A 17,233-nucleotide genomic window follows, 5' to 3' on the forward strand; every position below is an offset into this window, starting at 1 on the left:
GCCTGTTTTGCGATCAGGATCGCAACCTATAGCGCCCTGCCTGATCCGGTAGCCAAGCTTCTACCGCAGCTGTGGCAACCACATGTTTGCCGCCGTCCGCATGATCATCCACATTCAATCCGCCAAAAACCGCCCGCACGGTGGCGCGTCCACGTGGCAGATCGCCCGCGACCAGATCGCAATCCACCTTGTCAGGCTCCTGAACACCGATTGTGACCTCGACACGCATTTCAGTGTGATCAATACCCAATTTCGCAAAGAGTGTGATCGAGGAGTGGTGCAGCGCATCCTGCACCGCGCGGCGGGCCGCCTTGGTGTAATCCTGCCCATAAAGATCATTGCCGGTGCCCATTTCCAGAATAATGCGTTTCTCAGTCATCTGTCGGCTCCATATCAAATGAGACGATGATGGCTGCATTGGCGATCACCGTGTGGCCAGTACCGGGTTTATCGATATCGAGGCCCCCCTTGGTCACATGAATCTCCGCTGTGCCATAGGGAAAGACCGCGCTGAGCGCGTCGTGGTCGATGGCGTCTGGGTTTTGCACGCCGATTTCAGCACGGATGCGCATGGCGGATTTTGGAAAATCGAACAGTTCGGCAACATTGACTGAGTTGTGCCAAAGCGCATCCTTGATCGCTCGCTTTGCGGCTTCGGTATAGTCCTGGCGCCGCAGCGACGTCCCCATCCCGAACTCTACCAATACCCGTGTTTCAGCCATTGGATCTCCCCTGTTCTGTGGCCCAGAATGCGGCCTATAAAAAAGGCGCCCCAGTGGGACGCCTTCTGATATCTCGGTCTCTGCAACCGGATCAGATCGAGTCGTCGATCCAGCTTTGCAGTGCCGCTTTGGGGGCAGCACCAGAGCGGTTGGAAACAACCTCGCCGTCCTTGAAAATGAACAGTGCAGGAATGCCGCGTACACCCATGGCCGAAGCTGCGTTGGGGTTGCTGTCGACATCGACCTTGGCGATCTTGACCTTATCGCCGTATTCAGCCGCCAGCTCTTCCAGAGCGGGGCCAATCTGTTTGCAGGGACCGCACCATTCGGCCCAGAAATCCACCACGACGGGGACTTCGGAATTCTTCACTTCGGCATCGAAAGTGGCATCGGTTACGGCGACGGTGGACATTGGAATGTCTCCCTAAGAGTGTGGCAGTTCGGCTGTGAACCTATGAACGCCTTAACGGATCGTCAAGGTATCTGGCGGCGCTTAAGCGCGGATGACACAAGATCGTGTGGCAACTCCATCAGCGTCGCGGTACGGGTCCAAAGCAGCGCAGTGTCAATCCGCCGATCAGGGTAGAGGGCTGCAAGCGCATGGGCATAGGCCCCCATTTGCCGCAACAGCCCCTCCGGGCAGGCCTCCACGCTGGTGGGAACGGTGGCGTTCGATTTGAAATCAATCGCCTGGACCCGATCCGGTGTCACGATCAGCCGGTCAATCACGCCATGAATGCGACGGCCATCCAGATCTGCGGTTATCGCAACCTCAGCCAGGGTATCCGGGGCAAAGATCGGGGTCAGATCCGAGGTGGTCAGCACTCGCGTCGCTTCAGCCAGCAGATCTGCGGTGTCTTCATGCCCTGCGAGCAAAGCCTCCGCCAGTTGGGGCCAGCTATCCTGATCTGCGCTGGGTAGATGTTCCAGCAGGCTATGCAAACGGCTGCCGCGTGCCTTGGCGATATCTTCGTCCTGTCCCAGATCCCCCGCCAAAGCCTTGGCGCCGCCCAGTTCCGACGGGCTGAGTGTTGAGGTTGGTGGCTGATAGGGCGGTGGCAGCTGTTTGAATACCTCCGGCAGTTGCGGCGTGGTCGTGACCACCGGGGGATCTGCGTGAAACGGCAGCCCGTCCCAATCCCCATGCTGCAGCCGCAGGCCCTCACCATTGCCGGTATCATAGGGGGTGGCACCGGCCTCTTGCAGCGCGCGCTCGACCATCTGGTACCAACTGTCCCCATCCTTGGACAGCTCACCCGCAGCGGCGACGATTAACCACTTTTCCGCCCGTGTCAGCGCCACATAGAGCAGCCGGAGCCTTTCATTCCGTGCCTTCTCCTGCGCGGTCTCGCGGGCGGCTTGCATCACATCGGGCATCTGGGCGCTGGGCAGTTTCCACATCGGCCCAGCTTCGGCGCGCATGATCTCATCATCACGTGGAGGTTTGCGTTTCGCGGTGTCAGGCAGGATCACGATTGGTGCCTCGAGACCCTTTGATCCATGCACCGACATCACCCGGATCATATCGCCCGCCGCGCCCATCTGGCGTTTGATTTCCAGATCGTCGGCCTGCATCCAGACCAAAAACCCAGTGAGGCTGGGAATATCCGTGCGTTCATAGGCCAGTGCCTGGCTGAGCAGGGCGTTAATGCCATCCTCCGCCTCCGGTCCCAACCGGCCAAGCAGGCGCTGACGTCCGCCGTGACGTGTCAGGATCCGCTCAATCAGGTCATAGGGACGCAGGAAATCGGTCTGACTGCGCAGGTCATCAATGATGGCCATCGTGTCAGGGTATTCCGCAGCGCGATCCCGCAGCGCGGTCCAGAGATAACTGCCGCCCTCACGCCGGTGGGCCAGATCGAACAATGTCTGTTCGTCCCAGCCAAACAGTGGTGATTTCAGTGCAGCAGCCAGCGACAGGGAATCTTCCGGCGTGGCGAGAAAGGACAACAGCGCCGCCAGATCCTTCACCGCCAGTTCTGCGCCAATTTTCAACCGGTCGGCGCCGGCGATGGGCAGTCGTGCAGCCTTACAGGCGCGGATGATTTCAGAGAACAGCTCGGACCGGCGCTGTACGAGGATCAGAAAATCTCCAGCCTGCACTGGGCGACGGCGAAAGCTGCCCCGCTCTGGGCCATCCTCCGGCAGGGTTACCTTGCTGTCGATCATTTCCTTGATCGTGGTTGCGATCCGTTCCGCCAGAATGACGGTGTGATGGCGCGCGCCGGGGCGATCCACCGGATCGGTCCAGTCACGCTCTTCTTCGGTGTCAACTTTGTCTACGACCGGCCAGAGATCGACCCGACCCGGCAGTTCCGATTTAAAGGCGCGGTGCAGGGCGTCGCGGTGAAATCCTGCGCCGGGGCTATCCTTGAACACCAGATCAACCAGCCCAAGGATCGCCGCGGAGGAACGGAACGAGAATTCCAGCGCCGCGTTTTGCAAGGCGTTGCCAGTCTCTGCCAGTCGATCTGCAAATTCTGTCTGCATCCTGTCAAAGGCGTCAGGGTCGGCGCCCTGAAAGGAATAGATCGACTGTTTCTTGTCACCGACAACAAAAATCGTACGCTCAACCTCAGACCGCGCGCCCTCCCCTGCGGTAAACTCCTGCGCCAGCTTCTCAACCACATCCCATTGCACCGGGCTGGTGTCCTGTGCTTCATCCACCAATATGTGATCAATGCCGCCGTCCAGCCGGTAGAGAACCCAGGCAGCCACCGCCGGATCATTCAGCAGCTGACGTGCCTTCAGGATCAAATCGTCAAAGTCGAGCCAGCCGCGCAGCTGTTTACGGCGATCATATTCCGGCAGGAATGCGGCGGCAAAGTCATGCAGAATCAGCGATTTCTCAACTGCGGCCAGGGCGAGGCGCTGGGCGCGGGCCGCCTCAACCCGTCGCATCAGTGGTTCCAGCTGATCCATCAGCGCGACATTGCTTTCCCGCAGTTTCTTGGTGGGAAAGGCATTGATTTTGGCCGTAAAGGGCGCCTTTGCGGAGGCCCCGGTCAGAAACACCGATTCAAGAACTGGCAAATCCGCAAGCGTCGGCTCGGTGATTTTGCGCAGCTTCGCAGCGGCCTTGGCATCGGTGCTGCCACCCTGTTCCAACATGGTACAGGTGCGCGCCAGCAGGTCCCCCTCGCCCCCCAGATAGACGCTTTCCTCCAACATCTTGGCATCGAAGTCCGTCGGCAGATCGAACAACCTGCGCAATCCGGCGCGATCCAGTGGCACCTCAAAATCGGAGCGGCGCTGACAGATTGCGGCGGTCAGCGTCTCAAAATCGCTATCGGTCACCTGCCAGGCCAGTCTGGCGATCAGACCGGCCTCCTCCGGGATTTCGCTGTTTGCGATGGCTTCTACCACCTCGCCCCGCAGCAATACCGCGGCGCGGTCGTCCATTTCTGAAAACTGTGGGCTGACGCCGGCCTCTAGCGGGAACCGGCGCAGCAGCGAGGCGCAAAAGGAATGGATGGTCTGGATTTTCAAGCCACCGGGCGTCTCAATCGCACGTGCAAACAGGGTGCGGGCCTGCGCCATACCCTCGGCCGAGATCACATCATGGGCGCCCAGCTCTGTCAGTGCAGACGTAAGTGCCTCATCTCCGAGCATAGCCCATTCGCCGAGCCGTTTGAACAGGCGGTTCTGCATCTCGCTTGCGGCGGCTTTGGTGTAGGTCAGGCACAAGATGTGTTGCGGTTGGACCCCACGTAGCAGCAGGCGAGCCACGCGGTCGGTCAGCACTTTGGTTTTGCCTGATCCAGCGTTTGCCGCCAGCCAGGTTGAGGCATCGGGGCGCGCGGCGCGGAACTGCGCCTCTGAGGCGGCGTCGCGGGCGGTCATGTGAGTATCTCCGATACCGGTTGATCGCTTCGGTCCCATTCTCCGTAGCGTGCCAGATGATCGTAATCGCCCGTCTGGGTGTCCTGAAACACCATGCGACGGCTGCTATACCCTTGATCCGGCTCGAAATAGGCTGAAATCAGTTTGCTCAACTCTTCCCAGACCTTACCCGGTGGTTCGTCCATGAGCGGGGCTGCAACCTCTTTCAGCGGGCTTTTGAGGCCAAGGAACAACGCCCGTTCCACCCTGCCCTCGCCATAGCGCTCAAACGCACCGCGTTCAGCCATAGCGGCCTCAATCAATAGCTGCTTTTCAAAGGTTTTCTGCTGGCTTTCAGTCGGTGGATCGCCGGTTTTGTAATCAAACAAATGAAGACCGCCGCGCTCATCCACATCAATTCGATCGGCGGTGCCTGCAATCTCAAAATCAAGCGGCGCAACGCGCACGGCACCGGAGACTTCAAAACCAGTCGGGCGCGCAGTGGCCTGTCGCTGGCGCTCTCCATTGATGAAATCATCCGCAATGCGTTCAAGTCGGGCCAGCCAGAGGCTGCGCGCTATCGGCCATGGGACCTTTGCCTCCAGATGGGCTGCCGCTGTTGCAAGGAAATCCTGCGCTGTCAGTTTACTGGGGTCAGCAACGGTTGCCTTGATAAAATCCTCCAGGATCTTGTGGAGCACGATGCCGCGCAGCAAGGCGTTGGGTTCCTGCACCAGAGGATCAAGCGGACGCAATTTTAGCACGTGTTTGGCATAAATCGCATAAGGGTCGCGGATCAGGCGGGGGATTTCCGTGATGGTCAGACGGCGGGGGCGGGCCGAAACCGGCGGGCGCGGCGCTGGCCGGTTGGCGGGGTCTATTGGTGTCGGGGCCTCCAATACCTCCGCCCAGCCTAGCCATTCCTGACCACGGGCTCTCATCTCTGTCAGCGCGACAGGGCCACCCTGCCCCGGCAAGCCGGACAGTAGGTTGGTCATCCGGTTGAGCCAGCGTGATGGCACTGTATCCGCCTCGTCCGAGCGTTCGGAGCGGGTCAACCAGACTTCGGGTGCGGCGATGGCTTGTTGGAAATCATGCGCCGACAGCCCGATGCGACGTTCCGGCAGCAACAGGCCCGCCTGATGGCGCAGTTGTCGGTTGAGCCAGGGATCGGGTGCAGCAGCTTCCGGCCAGCTGCCTTCGTTCAGGCCGCCAAGGATCACCAGATCGGCCCCCTGCACGCGCGCCTCAAGCGTTCCCCAGATCAGGATGGAACCATAGGGCGCATCGCGGTCCCGCACCTCCCCCTGCGATAGCAGCGCGCGCAGAAGATCGGCAAAATCGCGGGCGGTCATCTCACCGCCATAGCCAGATTCCGCCTGAAGGTTATTCATGATTTCCAGCGCTTTGCGACCGGCTTTCTTGTCCCAGAGGCCACCGGCAGCGGCCTCCTGACTGCCACGGCTGATTGCTTCGGCGAGGTTCCGCAGGGCATCAACCCATTGTGACAGAGGCTGCGTTCCATTGATGGGTTTGTCGGCAAAACACTGTGCGAGCCAAGCGGTCCAGCCAGGCATCAGCTCCCGCCCGATTTCAAACGCAGCAAAACTGTCGGCATCCGGAAAAGGGGGGCCATAACGGCGCAGCCGCAGCTCCAATTCGCGGGTGTGGCGCAGGTGATCACCGCGCCCTGCCCCATCGTGACAAAGCGGATGTTTCAGCAGGGTCAGCAATGTGTCGCAGGCCAGCGGCTTGCAGAACAGTTCCGCGATGTGGCGCAGAAACCGGCCCGGAGGTGACAGTTGCAGTGGCTGGCCCGCGGAATCGTCCGGCAGAATATCCCAGCGATCCAGCGCGGCTGCCACCTGTCGGGTCAGCATTCGATCCGGTGTGATCAGCGCCGCTGTCTGCCCATCCTCGGCAGCCTTACGCAACCGCAGAGCGATAGCCAGTGCTTCGGCACGGGGATTGGGAGCCTCCACCAGGGTTACATCGGCGGTGGCCTGATCGATATCGCGCAGCTCGGGGCCTTCGCGCATCCAGGCGTCCGTAACAGGAGCCGGGCGCAGGGCCAGTGACACCAGTCGATTGCGCGCCGTGGATGCCGGTATCGCATCAACCCATGGACGCACCTGATCCGGGGTCATGTCCAGATCGCGCATGATCTTGAAAAACCGATATTGCGGGTGGTCTTCTGACATCAGCGGATCATCTAGATGTTCCCAGACGTGGTCCGGCTGCTGGTCATCGAAACCGGGCAAGATAACCGCGCCCTGCGGCAGGCGCGCAATCGCTTCCATCAGCATCAGCGTGGTGCCACGCGATCCAGTGGAGCCGGCCAGGATGACCGGGTGTTGCGGTGGGCGGTCCTGCCACTCTTCGATCAGATCAAGCACAACCTGTCGCTGACGGGCCTGTGCATCCATTGCGTGTTCATAGGTCTCGGCAAAGTCGTCGGCGATGGCGATGAACTGCTGCGCGCGCGCCCAATGGCCGGACATGTCGGAGACATCCAGCGAGCGGATCGTCTCCGGGCTGACCCCTTCGCCCTGCATTTCGTCAAACAATGCTGCGAGACTATCTGAGAGATCATAGAGGGAGGACCGGGCGGCCAGATCTGGCTGTGCTTCCAGTAATTTAGCAATCAGCTGTGATAGCTCCAGCCGTCGCCGCAACGGTGGCAAGGCTGGCGGCAGACCCCGTAAGGTGGCGCGCATGTCGAGATCACTCAGCAGCGAGATCCGCGGCAAAAGCAGGGCTGGCCCCTGGTCAAACAGGTCCCGCACCCGGCGCGCCATGCGGGAGGTGTTGACGATCAGTTCGACCTTGGCCAGGGCTTCTGGCGGCGTGTTCCGACTGCGGGCAACCAGCCCGTCAACCAACGCGCGTGGGAAATCGACGCCGCAGGGAACAGCAAAAAGGCGTGGCGTGTCTTGCGGCTCAAATCTCATCTTGGGCTATCAGGTCCTCAGCCAGGGGGATCCCTTCGGGGGTGCCGACATCGCACCAATGGCCGGGATATTCCAGCGCAAACAGGCGTCCTTCTGCGGCCATCAAATCCCACAGGGTGTTCAGCGAAAACACGGTCTCGTCAATCTCGTCCAGCCTGTTGGTCCGCAGCAACTGAACACCGCCATAGACCAGATTGCCGCCGCGATGCAGACGCCCGTCTTCGTCTGTGTGGAAATCACCACCGCCGCTGCGTCCGACAGTTCGGCTGATGGGAATACAGGTCAGCAGCGCATCCATGCGCGTAGGGTCCCACGCGTCGCGCAACAGGCAAAGCGGGTTCGGCCCGCGCCAGCCCACATCCGGGTTCATGGTGTAGACCGGTCCCGATTGCGTTCCGAGCAGCGGCAGCGCATGTCGCAGCCCACCACCGGTGTCGAGAATCTGAGGATCCTCACGGCTGATCACCACCTCGCTGTTTGCAAGATGGTCAGCCAGAACGTCACTCTTGTAGTGAGTGTTCGCCACGATCACCGGCGGTGTGACTTCCCGCGCCAGATCCAGCGCATGGTCGATCAGTGGGCGACCGGCGACCGGGATCATCGGTTTGGGCTGGTGGTTGGTCAGGTGCCGCATCCGGGTGCCAAATCCGGCAGCGAAGATCATAACGGGATAAGTGATATCTGCCATCAGCCGCGCAACCGATCCAGCACCTCAGGGGTGGGCGCAGGCATTTCCTGATGGAGGAATTCCGCCAGTGGCGCCATCGCCGGGTGATCCAACCCGCGGTGAAAATGGTCCCAGACGCGGGGGATAAGATCAACGTAGTGAGGTTTGCCATAGTCACGCCCAAGGCGGGCAAAAACGCCCAAGATACGCATGTTGCGCTGCACGCCCAGCACGGTGTAGGCGGCGCGAAAGCTGCCCTCATCAACACCGGTCGCAGCGATATACCGCTCCATCATCTGCATCTCGATCACCGCAGGGACATCGCGGCGGGCGTCCTGTAGCAGTGACACAAGGTCATAGGCGCGATGGCCGGCGCGCGCTGCTTGAAAATCCAGCAGACCGACTTGTGCAACGCCGCTGCGCTCCGGCAACCAGATCAGATTTTCGGCATGGTAATCGCGCTGAACCAGTACCACGTCACCTTTAATCGTGCGGCGTAGGATATCCTCGAACTGATCGGTGAAGCGGGCGACATGTTCCGGTGAGGCGTCCTCACGTATCACATCGCGGTATTTGGCAAAGGCGAGGCTAGACAGCTCCGCCATCAACCGTGGTCCGAGCGGTTCCAGTTCCGGCATCGGGGCGTCGTGCAGTGCGACCAACACATCGGTTGCCGCTTCATATAGCGGGCGTTCCTGTGCCGGGTCGTTGCGCATCACATGCGCGAATAGCGCGTCGCCCAAATCCTCGATCACCAAGAAGCCATTGTCATGATCCTCGGCCAGAATTTCCGGGGCACTCAGACCTTGCTCCCGCAGGTAGGTCGCAATCGCGACAAATGGGGCGACGTCCTCTCCCTGATCCGGCGGTGCGTCCATCAGCACCACGGTGGCCCCATCTGCATCGCGAAGCCGCTCATAGCGCCGGTTGGAGGCATCCCCGGCCAGCGGCACGCGGGTCCAGCTATGCCATGGGGTATCGGTGAGGAAGGAGGCAATGAGGCTTTGTCGGTCGGTCATGCGGTAATCTGTTTCATTAAGGGCTCCCAACGCGCATCAGTCCAGCGCAGCGTTGCGGTACGGGCATCATCGTCATTCGGATCCAGAGCCAGTGATATATGCAAAGCGGCAGCTGGCGTCAGTTCCTCGAGCCGATCTGGCCATTCGATCAGACAGATAGCGGACTCAAAAGCGGAGATCAGGCCAAGTTCCTCAATCTCGTCCAGCGACGACAGACGATAGAGATCGGCATGCCACAACTCGCCATTTGGCAAATCATAGGTCTGAACAAGGGTGAATGTCGGTGAGGGCACATCCTCAGGCATTACCATCTGCGATTGGATCAGACTGCGGGCAAAATGCGTTTTGCCGGCGCCGATGATGCCTGACAGAAGCAGGCAGTCACCATTGCTTAGTTCTGCGCCCAAACGGGCGGCCAGGTCGGCAGTCGCTTCGGGCGAGGGTAGGGGGATTACGAGGGTCTTCTGGGTTGTCATGGGGCGACAATGCCGCCCTGCGCGCGGCGCTGCAAGCTGGATCGAAAAAGCCCGGCATCGAACCGGGCAATCTCTTTGATTTCAGATAATGAGAGCTGTTCTATTTGCCCGGTTTTGTAATCGCAAACCGCTGCTGATCAACCGGGGCGGGGGTTGGCTCAGGGGAGCGGAAGCTAACCATGGTTGCCCCATTCTGAATGGCGCTGACCTTGCAGACCATAGGCTTGCCATTGCGCAGCTGTACATTGGCCCACCAAGCAGCGCGATTCTCACTGCCGGCGACAAAATCCCGGATTTCACCCCAAGCGGGTGTTGCCGCGCACATATCCTGCCAGACGCGGCTGGAATCCATTATGGTGATCTTGGCGAAGCTGCCGTCGGGATCCATCTGCCAAAGATCATGATAGGCCGCGTTGGAGAAGGTCATGGTGCCATCATTGGCAAAAACCGCGATGGCTTCGTCCATCTGATCCATGATCGACTGGCCCATTTCCAGCTCAGAGCGGAACTGTCGGGTCAGGGTGATTTCGGCAGTGATATCCTCAAACAGGAACGCGATAGCTCCATCGGGGTGCGGGCGACCGGAGACGGAATAGACCGATCCGGATGGCAGTGACCATGTTTCCTGGTAGCGCCCCTCAGCCGCTGCTTCCAGCAGATCAGCCATCTGGTGGCGCCAGCTGGAATAGTTCTTTGGTTCCGGCATCATGCGCTGATCGCGCAGCCGATCAAAGAAGGTCAACAGATTTGGGCGCGAACTCAGGAAGTTGGCGGGCAGGGCGGTCAGATCGATCAGCACGGGGTTGAACAGAACCAGCTGACGATTGCGGTCAAAGATCGCAAGGCCAATGGAGAGTTGGGCAAAGGTTTTTGCCAGTGTCTGCACAAAGTTGCGCTGGGCAATCTCGGCGTCAACAACCGCGTTTACATCTACGGCGTGACAAAGCCAGCCTGCCTCTGTCTCGGTGGTCGAGATATTGTACCAGAGTTTTTTCTTGCTCTCAGGCAGCGGGATAGAGATCCGCTCCGGCTTGCCGCTGGCCATCGGGTCATCAAGATCAGTGAACAGAGGTTCGGAAAAATCGACGTTGCGGCCGCGGATTTTCTGGCTGAGATCATCATAGGCGAGGTTGGACCAAGTGACGGCCCCGTCATCGGACTGTAGCCAGACCGGGTAGGGCGCCTGATGCACGGCTGAGCGCAGTGTCGTCAGCTCCTGATCGATGCTGTGATTATGTTCCTCGGATGAGGTGCTGCGCAGCTGAACGCGGGTCACACCGTCGATCCATTCACATAGCGCTTCGCGACTTTCGGCGTTGGCTGTGCCAGAGAGTACAAGCGGGCCGACATCCTTCAGGAAACCGGGGGATTGGGGCAAGCCTGGATAACTGCGGGCCAGTTGTTCGCGTAGGTTTGCCCAGCTGAAGGTTTCGGCCTGTTCACCGATGAAACGGCGCGCGCCGGAGGACCAGCCGATCAGCGTCGTATCGTCGAAGAGAAACACGGCGTCGGACCGTCCATCCCCCTGCAGCAGGTCCTGCTCAAACCCCTTTGGTTTGGGGCTAGGAGACAGCCACCAGACAGCTGCCGCTGCCGTTGCCGCACAAAGCGTCGCCAATACAAGCCAGTCGGTCGATAGGATCTGCTGCATGATGTCCGTTACCCACAAGTGTTTCGCTCTTACCCCCGATGTTTCCTGATAATGGTTAAATGAAGTTTAATTGGTTGCCTAAAAGTGAATAGTTAAATTTCTATACGTTTATTTTCCCCGATGGGAACGGCATTTTCGCCTGTCAGTGCGTCAATTTTGCTGCGAGGCCAGCTGACCTGTACCAAAGCTCCGCGCCGCGCGGGATCACGGGTCAGCGTTTGATTTGGATCTGAGCCGTTTGCAAACGTCAGCTGTGCACCACTGCGCTCAAGCAGAGTTTTGGCAATGAACAACCCCAGACCCATACCCTCATACTCCGGTCGCTGGCGCCGGTCGCTGTCGCTGCGTCTGCGGCGCACGAAGGGATCGCCAATCCGGCCTAGCAAGTGCGACGGATATCCCCGCCCGTCATCGCTGATGCGCAGCGTGATCATCTCATCGTTCCAGCTGGCATCAATCCAGACAGTTGACCGGGCGAAATCCACGGCGTTCTGAACCAGATTGCGCAGCCCATGAATGATCTCCGGCTGGCGCAGGATAGTCGGGTGCTGCAGATCGCCATCGCTTTCGGGGGCCTCCTCGAACTGGATAGTCTTGCCGCGGTCCATATGGGGTTCAGCCGCCTCGTTGATCACGGTGGAGAGGGGGGCCTGGCGTAGATGCAGGTCGTCCTTGCCGGCGCGACCCATACTTCGCAGGATATCGCGGCATCGATCAGCCTGCTCACGGATCAACGCGGCGTCTTCGCGCAGATCGGGTCGGTCCTCCAGCTCATCAATCAGCTCTGCACTGGCCAGTTTGATTGTGGCCAATGGTGTGCCCAGCTCATGCGCCGCTGCAGCTACCACACCGCCAAGATCTGTCAGCTTTTGTTCGCGGGACAGGGCCATTTGGGTTGCGGCCAGTGCATCAGACATCGAGCGGATCTCGGCGCTGATGCGATAGGAATAGGCACCGATGAACAGTACCGCAATCACAATGGCGGTCCAGTTGCCGAAGACAAAGATGTCCGGCACCCGCAGCACAAAACCTTGCGGGGTGCGCAATGGCAGATGAAATTCTGCCAGCAGCGTCACCAGAATGATCGCGGTTGCACCAATGATCAGCGTAGAACGGAGCCGCATCATTGAGGCGGATATGGTCACCGGGCCCAAGACCAGAAGTGCAAAGGGATTGTTCAACCCGCCGGTCAGATAAAGCAGAAAGTTCAGCTGCAAGAGATCAAAGAGAACCATCAGAAAGTTCTCGAACTCCGACAGGCGTTTGTTCTGTGGAAACAGGATGATTGCGATCAGGTTGCCGAGCACGGACACACCGATAGCGATATAGCACAGTACCAGTTCCAGCTGCAGATTATACAGCTGCTGGGCCACGGTAATCGCTGAAACCTGACCGACAATCGCCACCCAGCGCAGCAGGATCAAGGTGCGTAGGCGGATCCAGTGGCTGCGTTCCTGGCCGCTCAGCAGATCGATATTTGTTGCGCTCATCTCGCACTCCATGGCGAAAAGGGGGGCATTGGTGGTCTTATTGGAATCTGCTTACATAAGGACCGGTCTCGGACAAGGTGAAACCGGATAAGACGAAGCAGGGTCATTGCTGTAATCTCGCATTCTCAGCGCTCACAGACAATTGATCTACAGGTTAAAGGGTCTTTCTTTGGCGTGAAAATCTGCGGAACGATCCCGGCTGCGCTGTTTTGTCCGTCTGGTCATTGGGGGTCGGCGTGCGATAGGTCCGACCCCGCGCAGGATCGCCATGACCCGGTCTGGTTGATGCGCGGTGGTTGCGTCGCTCCGCCCGTTGCATCGCCTGAAATTCTTGGTAGGTCTGGCGCAGCCTGTCGATAAACCTATTCCTAGCGCAAAGTGTGATCTCATGACCCGTCTCTACGCTGTCCTTGCTGCCGTTGTTGTTGCTGCCCTGGTGGGTGGCGCTTGGTTTGCCACACGAGGTGGCGGTGCGGACGACGACTTTGCGCAGTGCCGCGCCAGTCAGATCGCCGGTGGCTCTGATACCATTGGCGGCCCGTTTGAGTTGCTGAATGCCAGCGGCGAGACCGTGACAGAAAAGGACGTGATTACCAAGCCGTCGCTGGTCTACTTCGGCTATACCTTCTGCCCAGATGTCTGCCCGCTGGATGTTGCACGCAATGCAGAGGCCATCGATCTGCTGGATGAGCGCGGGCAGGATGTGACGCCGGTGTTCATCTCCATTGACCCTGATCGTGACACGCCTGAAGTGGTCGGCGACTTCGCCGCCAATCTGCATGAGCGTATGATCGGGCTCACCGGATCGCATGAGCAGGTTAAAGCTGCCAGCCGTGCCTACAAGACCTACTACAAGAAACAGGATGGTGATGAAGATTACTATCTTGTTGATCATTCGACCTTTTCCTATCTGGTCTTGCCAGAACAGGGGTTTGTTGAATTCTTCCGCCGCGATGAGACGCCGGAGCAGATTGCCGATAAGGTCGGTTGCTTCCTGGAAAATCTGTAACCTGGATGAAGGTTTGACGTTTCCGGGGTGAGACGTAATATCAAGCCTCACGACCTGACGACATTGCGGGGGACCGACAGTATGGGCGAAGCTGCTATGCAGGAGATAGGACCGGACAAGACACTCTTGTTGGTCGATGACGACGAGCCCTTTCTGCGGCGCCTGGCCAAAGCCATGGAAAAAAGAGGTTTTGAGGTTGAAACCGCTGGCTCCGTCGCCGCTGGCAGTGCGATTGCAACCGCGCGTCCGCCCGCCTTTGCGGTGGTGGATCTGCGGCTTGAGGATGGCAATGGGCTGGATGTGGTGGAGATCCTGCGGGAACGCCGCCCGGATAGCCGTGTGGTTGTTCTGACCGGATACGGGGCGATTGCGACGGCTGTTGCTGCGGTGAAGATTGGTGCTACCGACTACCTGTCAAAACCTGCGGATGCGTCGGACATCATGAATGCGCTGCTCGCCAATGAGGAAGAGCTGCCACCCCCGCCGGAAAACCCGATGAGTGCGGATCGTGTCCGTTGGGAGCATATCCAGCGGGTTTACGAGCTTTGTGACCGCAATGTTTCCGAGACCGCACGGCGGCTCAATATGCATCGGCGCACGTTGCAGCGTATTCTCGCCAAGCGCAGCCCCAAATAACATCAAGGCCTCTCCTTATCTGGAGTGGCTTTTGCAGTTGTGATCAGAGCCGTGCCAGAAGGTCGGCGTGGCGGGTAACGTAATCCCTACGCACCTCAACCGGCGGCCGCAGGCGGATCGAAAGGCCCTCAAGCAGCGTTTGATCTGGCTTTCCGAACAGGCGGTCGGCCTCGCTTCTGGAGAAACCTGCGATCTCGATGGCTTCCATCCAAGCGCTGATCCGGTCAGCCTTTTTGATTTGTGCTTTCACCGTTTTAGGAAGCGCGGCAGGCAGGCCAAAGCGGATGTGAATCGCAGCGGTCAGCCGCTGATCGAGTTCGCCATAGCTGGGGCCGACCGCATTTTTCACGGGCGAGATCATGTCGCCGATGACATATTCCGGGGCATCATGCAGCAGCGCAGCCAATTGCCAGCGTACTGGAGCCTTGGAATTGAGGCGGCTGTAAATCGTCTCCACCAACAGTGAGTGCTCCGCTACGGAATAGGCAAAGTCACCCATCGTCTGCCCGTTCCAGCGCGCCACAAACGCCAACCCATGGGCGATATCTTCGATTTCAACATCAACCGGCGTCGGGTCGAGCAGATCCAGTCGGCGCCCGGAGAGCATCCGTTGCCAAGCGCGTGGAGGTTTGGGGGGCATGGTCTGTCCCTTCTTGTTGACGGTGCCTTCTGACTAGCTGCTGGGCGAAGGTCGCGCAATTGCTTGCGGTGCAGCGGACGGTGATCAGCAATGAGGTTTCTCAGACAATATGGTTGGTCGCCTCAGCCCGATCACGTGGATCACCACAAACAGTTGACCGCCTGGCATTTGATAACGCCATGCCAAGACCCCATATTTATAGGTACGACAGGGGCTCTTGCTCCCTTGGCAAGCCTCTTTCGTCGCTAAGGTTAGTCACTCAGGCGCACACGAAAGGAGACTGCCATGTTTAAACGTCTAGCCTGTACCTCGCTTGTCTTTGGAATGCTCGCAACCGCACCACCTGCGCTGGCGTCAGGGTGTAGTCCGCGCGATCATCTTGTGGACCGTCTGCAATCCTCCTACGCGGAACGGCTGACCGCTGGCGGGCTACAATCCAGCCAGCCTGTATCTACCGTGATTGAGTTCTGGGCTTCTGCGACAACCGGCACCTTCACAGTGCTGGTTTCCCATCCCAACGGGCTCAGCTGTGTCGTGGCCTCCGGCACCGGATTTTTCCAACTGATGGAAGATCCCAAACCACAAGGCACACCCAGCTGACCTGTCCCCCCGGACCGTTGGGAAGGCCGGGGCGCATGATCGCTGGTCACCGCGCCCCGGCGCTCTTGGGCATCTTCGTTGCTTATAAACCATTGCGGTGTTACCTGCTGCGGTAGACAAAATGTAACCGGAATGGAGCACGCAATGCCCGGGGATTATATCGTCAAGGACATCGCGCTGGCCGAGTTTGGCCGCAAGGAACTCGATATCGCTGAGACCGAAATGCCGGGGCTGATGGCTCTGCGTGACGAATATGGTGACAGCAAGCCGCTGAAAGGGTCCCGGATCGTCGGGTCGCTTCACATGACCATTCAGACTGCGGTGCTGATTGAGACACTGGTGGCGCTGGGCGCAGATGTGCGCTGGGCCTCCTGCAACATCTTCTCGACCCAGGACCACGCCGCCGCGGCCATTGCTGCTGGCGGCACGCCGGTCTTTGCAATCAAGGGCCAGACCCTTGAAGAGCATTGGGATTATCTCGACCGCTCGTTCCAATTCCCAGAAGGTGCCAACCTCATTCTGGATGATGGTGGTGATGCGACGCTTTATGTGCTGCTGGGTGCCCGTGTTGAGGCTGGCGAAACAAACCTGATTGAAGTTCCCACCTCGGAAGAGGAAGAAGCGATCTTCAACCAGATCAAAAAGCGTATGGTCGAAAGCCCCGGCTGGTTCACCAAGACCCGCGAGGCGATCAAGGGTGTGTCCGAGGAGACCACCACCGGTGTCCACCGTCTCTATGAGCTGGTGAAAGAGGGGCAGCTGCCCTTCCCTGCGATCAACGTGAACGATTCGGTCACCAAGTCGAAGTTCGACAATAAATATGGCTGCAAGGAGTCGCTGGTCGACGGGATCCGCCGGGCTACCGACACCATGATGGCTGGCAAGGTCGCAGTGGTCTGTGGCTATGGCGATGTGGGCAAAGGCTCCGCCGCTTCGCTGCGTGGTGCTGGCGCTCGGGTCAAGGTTACCGAGGTCGACCCGATCTGTGCCCTGCAAGCGGCCATGGACGGCTTTGAGGTGGTGCTGCTGGAGGATGTTGTCGATAGCGCCGATATCTTCATCACCACGACTGGCAACAAGGACGTCATCCGCATCGAGCATATGCGCGAGATGAAGGATATGGCGATTGTTGGAAACATCGGCCATTTCGACAACGAAATCCAGGTTGCCAATCTGAAGAACCACAAATGGACGAACATCAAAGAGCAGGTCGACATGATCGAGATGCCCTCGGGTAACCGTCTGATCCTGCTCTCCGAAGGTCGCCTGTTGAACCTTGGCAACGCAACCGGGCACCCGTCTTTTGTGATGTCGGCCTCTTTCACCAATCAGGTTCTGGCCCAGATTGAGCTGTGGACCCGTGGTGAGACCTACAAAAACGATGTCTACATTCTGCCCAAGCACCTGGACGAGAAAGTCGCCCGCCTGCATCTGGAGCGGATCGGTGTAAAATTGTCGAAACTGGCGCCTGAACAAGCTGCCTATATCGGTGTTACACCAGAAGGCCCGTTCAAGCCTGAGCACTACCGGTATTGATCATCATACTGCCT

The 17,233-nt window shown here is 59.1% G+C and carries 15 protein-coding genes; 4 read left to right on the forward strand and 11 right to left on the reverse strand.

Features of this window, described 5'->3' with window-relative positions; all coding sequences use genetic code 11:
- Positions 1 to 13: 13 nt before the first annotated feature.
- The 10 genes from GAL_RS17590 to regB form a co-directional block, all read right to left on the reverse strand.
- Positions 14 to 379: a Lin0512 family protein gene (locus tag GAL_RS17590; protein WP_024098904.1), complete on the reverse strand. Its 366-nt coding sequence runs from the start codon at positions 377 to 379 to the stop codon at positions 14 to 16.
- The gene (locus GAL_RS17595; protein WP_024098905.1) at positions 372 to 722 is read right to left on the reverse strand and encodes a Lin0512 family protein; all 351 of its coding nucleotides are present in this window, start codon (positions 720 to 722) and stop codon (positions 372 to 374) included. The genes GAL_RS17590 and GAL_RS17595 overlap by 8 nt, the downstream gene beginning before the upstream one ends.
- Positions 723 to 813: 91 nt before the next feature.
- On the reverse strand, positions 814 to 1,134 hold the full coding sequence (gene trxA / locus GAL_RS17600) for a thioredoxin (RefSeq protein ID WP_024098906.1): 321 nt from the start codon (positions 1,132 to 1,134) through the stop codon (positions 814 to 816).
- A gap of 62 nt (positions 1,135 to 1,196) precedes the next feature.
- Positions 1,197 to 4,565, reverse strand: a complete 3,369-nt coding sequence (gene addA, locus GAL_RS17605; protein WP_024098907.1) for a double-strand break repair helicase AddA — start codon at positions 4,563 to 4,565, stop codon at positions 1,197 to 1,199.
- The gene (gene addB / locus GAL_RS17610) at positions 4,562 to 7,495 is read right to left on the reverse strand and encodes a double-strand break repair protein AddB (RefSeq protein ID WP_024098908.1); all 2,934 of its coding nucleotides are present in this window, start codon (positions 7,493 to 7,495) and stop codon (positions 4,562 to 4,564) included. The genes addA and addB overlap by 4 nt, the downstream gene beginning before the upstream one ends.
- On the reverse strand, positions 7,485 to 8,159 hold the full coding sequence (locus GAL_RS17615; RefSeq protein ID WP_040104326.1) for a nucleotidyltransferase family protein: 675 nt from the start codon (positions 8,157 to 8,159) through the stop codon (positions 7,485 to 7,487). The genes addB and GAL_RS17615 overlap by 11 nt, the downstream gene beginning before the upstream one ends.
- Before the next feature lie 23 nt (positions 8,160 to 8,182).
- Entirely contained in the window at positions 8,183 to 9,181 is a 999-nt protein-coding gene (locus GAL_RS17620; protein WP_024098910.1) for an aminoglycoside phosphotransferase family protein, read from the reverse strand.
- On the reverse strand, positions 9,178 to 9,657 hold the full coding sequence (gene tsaE / locus GAL_RS17625; protein ID WP_024098911.1) for a tRNA (adenosine(37)-N6)-threonylcarbamoyltransferase complex ATPase subunit type 1 TsaE: 480 nt from the start codon (positions 9,655 to 9,657) through the stop codon (positions 9,178 to 9,180). Before tsaE ends, GAL_RS17620 begins: the two co-directional genes overlap by 4 nt.
- Positions 9,658 to 9,757: 100 nt before the next feature.
- On the reverse strand, positions 9,758 to 11,308 hold the full coding sequence (locus GAL_RS17630; protein WP_040104325.1) for a PAS-domain containing protein: 1,551 nt from the start codon (positions 11,306 to 11,308) through the stop codon (positions 9,758 to 9,760).
- A 92-nt stretch (positions 11,309 to 11,400) separates the two neighbouring features.
- The gene (gene regB / locus GAL_RS17635) at positions 11,401 to 12,798 is read right to left on the reverse strand and encodes a sensor histidine kinase RegB (protein ID WP_024098913.1); all 1,398 of its coding nucleotides are present in this window, start codon (positions 12,796 to 12,798) and stop codon (positions 11,401 to 11,403) included.
- 388 nt (positions 12,799 to 13,186) lie between these two features.
- On the opposite strand from regB, the gene GAL_RS17640 reads away from it, so the two are divergent.
- Positions 13,187 to 13,807 (forward strand): SCO family protein, encoded by a 621-nt coding sequence (locus tag GAL_RS17640; RefSeq protein WP_024098914.1) that lies wholly within the window; start codon positions 13,187 to 13,189, stop codon positions 13,805 to 13,807.
- Between the two features lie 81 nt (positions 13,808 to 13,888).
- Positions 13,889 to 14,443: an ActR/PrrA/RegA family redox response regulator transcription factor gene (locus tag GAL_RS17645; protein ID WP_014876423.1), complete on the forward strand. Its 555-nt coding sequence runs from the start codon at positions 13,889 to 13,891 to the stop codon at positions 14,441 to 14,443.
- Positions 14,444 to 14,486: 43 nt separating this feature from the next.
- On the opposite strand, the gene GAL_RS17650 is transcribed toward GAL_RS17645, so the two are convergent.
- A complete protein-coding gene (locus GAL_RS17650; protein WP_024098915.1) occupies positions 14,487 to 15,083 on the reverse strand; it encodes a YfbR-like 5'-deoxynucleotidase in 597 nt (198 codons plus the stop codon).
- Between the two features lie 285 nt (positions 15,084 to 15,368).
- On the opposite strand from GAL_RS17650, the gene GAL_RS17655 reads away from it, so the two are divergent.
- Positions 15,369 to 15,683, forward strand: a complete 315-nt coding sequence (locus GAL_RS17655; RefSeq protein ID WP_024098916.1) for a hypothetical protein — start codon at positions 15,369 to 15,371, stop codon at positions 15,681 to 15,683.
- 144 nt (positions 15,684 to 15,827) lie between these two features.
- Positions 15,828 to 17,219 carry an adenosylhomocysteinase gene (gene ahcY, locus GAL_RS17660; RefSeq protein WP_024098917.1) on the forward strand — a complete coding sequence of 464 codons (1,392 nt, stop codon included), beginning with the start codon at positions 15,828 to 15,830 and terminating at the stop codon, positions 17,217 to 17,219.
- The last annotated feature ends 14 nt before the right edge of the window (positions 17,220 to 17,233 follow it).

The sequence above is a fragment of the Phaeobacter gallaeciensis DSM 26640 genome (assembly GCF_000511385.1).
Taxonomy (GTDB): Bacteria; Pseudomonadota; Alphaproteobacteria; order Rhodobacterales; family Rhodobacteraceae; genus Phaeobacter; species Phaeobacter gallaeciensis.

Excerpts from the sequence above, each read along its gene's own strand:
- trxA (WP_024098906.1), bottom strand. The coding sequence starts at position 1,134 with ATGTCCACCGTCGCCGTAACCGATGCCACTTTCGATGCCGAAGTGAAG.
- GAL_RS17640 (WP_024098914.1), top strand. The coding sequence starts at position 13,187 with ATGACCCGTCTCTACGCTGTCCTTGCTGCCGTTGTTGTTGCTGCCCTG.
- GAL_RS17655 (WP_024098916.1), top strand. The coding sequence starts at position 15,369 with ATGTTTAAACGTCTAGCCTGTACCTCGCTTGTCTTTGGAATGCTCGCA.
- addA (WP_024098907.1), bottom strand. The coding sequence starts at position 4,565 with ATGACCGCCCGCGACGCCGCCTCAGAGGCGCAGTTCCGCGCCGCGCGC.
- GAL_RS17650 (WP_024098915.1), bottom strand. The coding sequence starts at position 15,083 with ATGCCCCCCAAACCTCCACGCGCTTGGCAACGGATGCTCTCCGGGCGC.
- GAL_RS17620 (WP_024098910.1), bottom strand. The coding sequence starts at position 9,181 with ATGACCGACCGACAAAGCCTCATTGCCTCCTTCCTCACCGATACCCCA.
- addB (WP_024098908.1), bottom strand. The coding sequence starts at position 7,495 with ATGAGATTTGAGCCGCAAGACACGCCACGCCTTTTTGCTGTTCCCTGC.
- GAL_RS17630 (WP_040104325.1), bottom strand. The coding sequence starts at position 11,308 with ATGCAGCAGATCCTATCGACCGACTGGCTTGTATTGGCGACGCTTTGT.
- tsaE (WP_024098911.1), bottom strand. The coding sequence starts at position 9,657 with ATGACAACCCAGAAGACCCTCGTAATCCCCCTACCCTCGCCCGAAGCG.
- ahcY (WP_024098917.1), top strand. The coding sequence starts at position 15,828 with ATGCCCGGGGATTATATCGTCAAGGACATCGCGCTGGCCGAGTTTGGC.
- GAL_RS17590 (WP_024098904.1), bottom strand. The coding sequence starts at position 379 with ATGACTGAGAAACGCATTATTCTGGAAATGGGCACCGGCAATGATCTT.
- regB (WP_024098913.1), bottom strand. The coding sequence starts at position 12,798 with ATGAGCGCAACAAATATCGATCTGCTGAGCGGCCAGGAACGCAGCCAC.
- GAL_RS17615 (WP_040104326.1), bottom strand. The coding sequence starts at position 8,159 with ATGATCTTCGCTGCCGGATTTGGCACCCGGATGCGGCACCTGACCAAC.
- GAL_RS17645 (WP_014876423.1), top strand. The coding sequence starts at position 13,889 with ATGGGCGAAGCTGCTATGCAGGAGATAGGACCGGACAAGACACTCTTG.
- GAL_RS17595 (WP_024098905.1), bottom strand. The coding sequence starts at position 722 with ATGGCTGAAACACGGGTATTGGTAGAGTTCGGGATGGGGACGTCGCTG.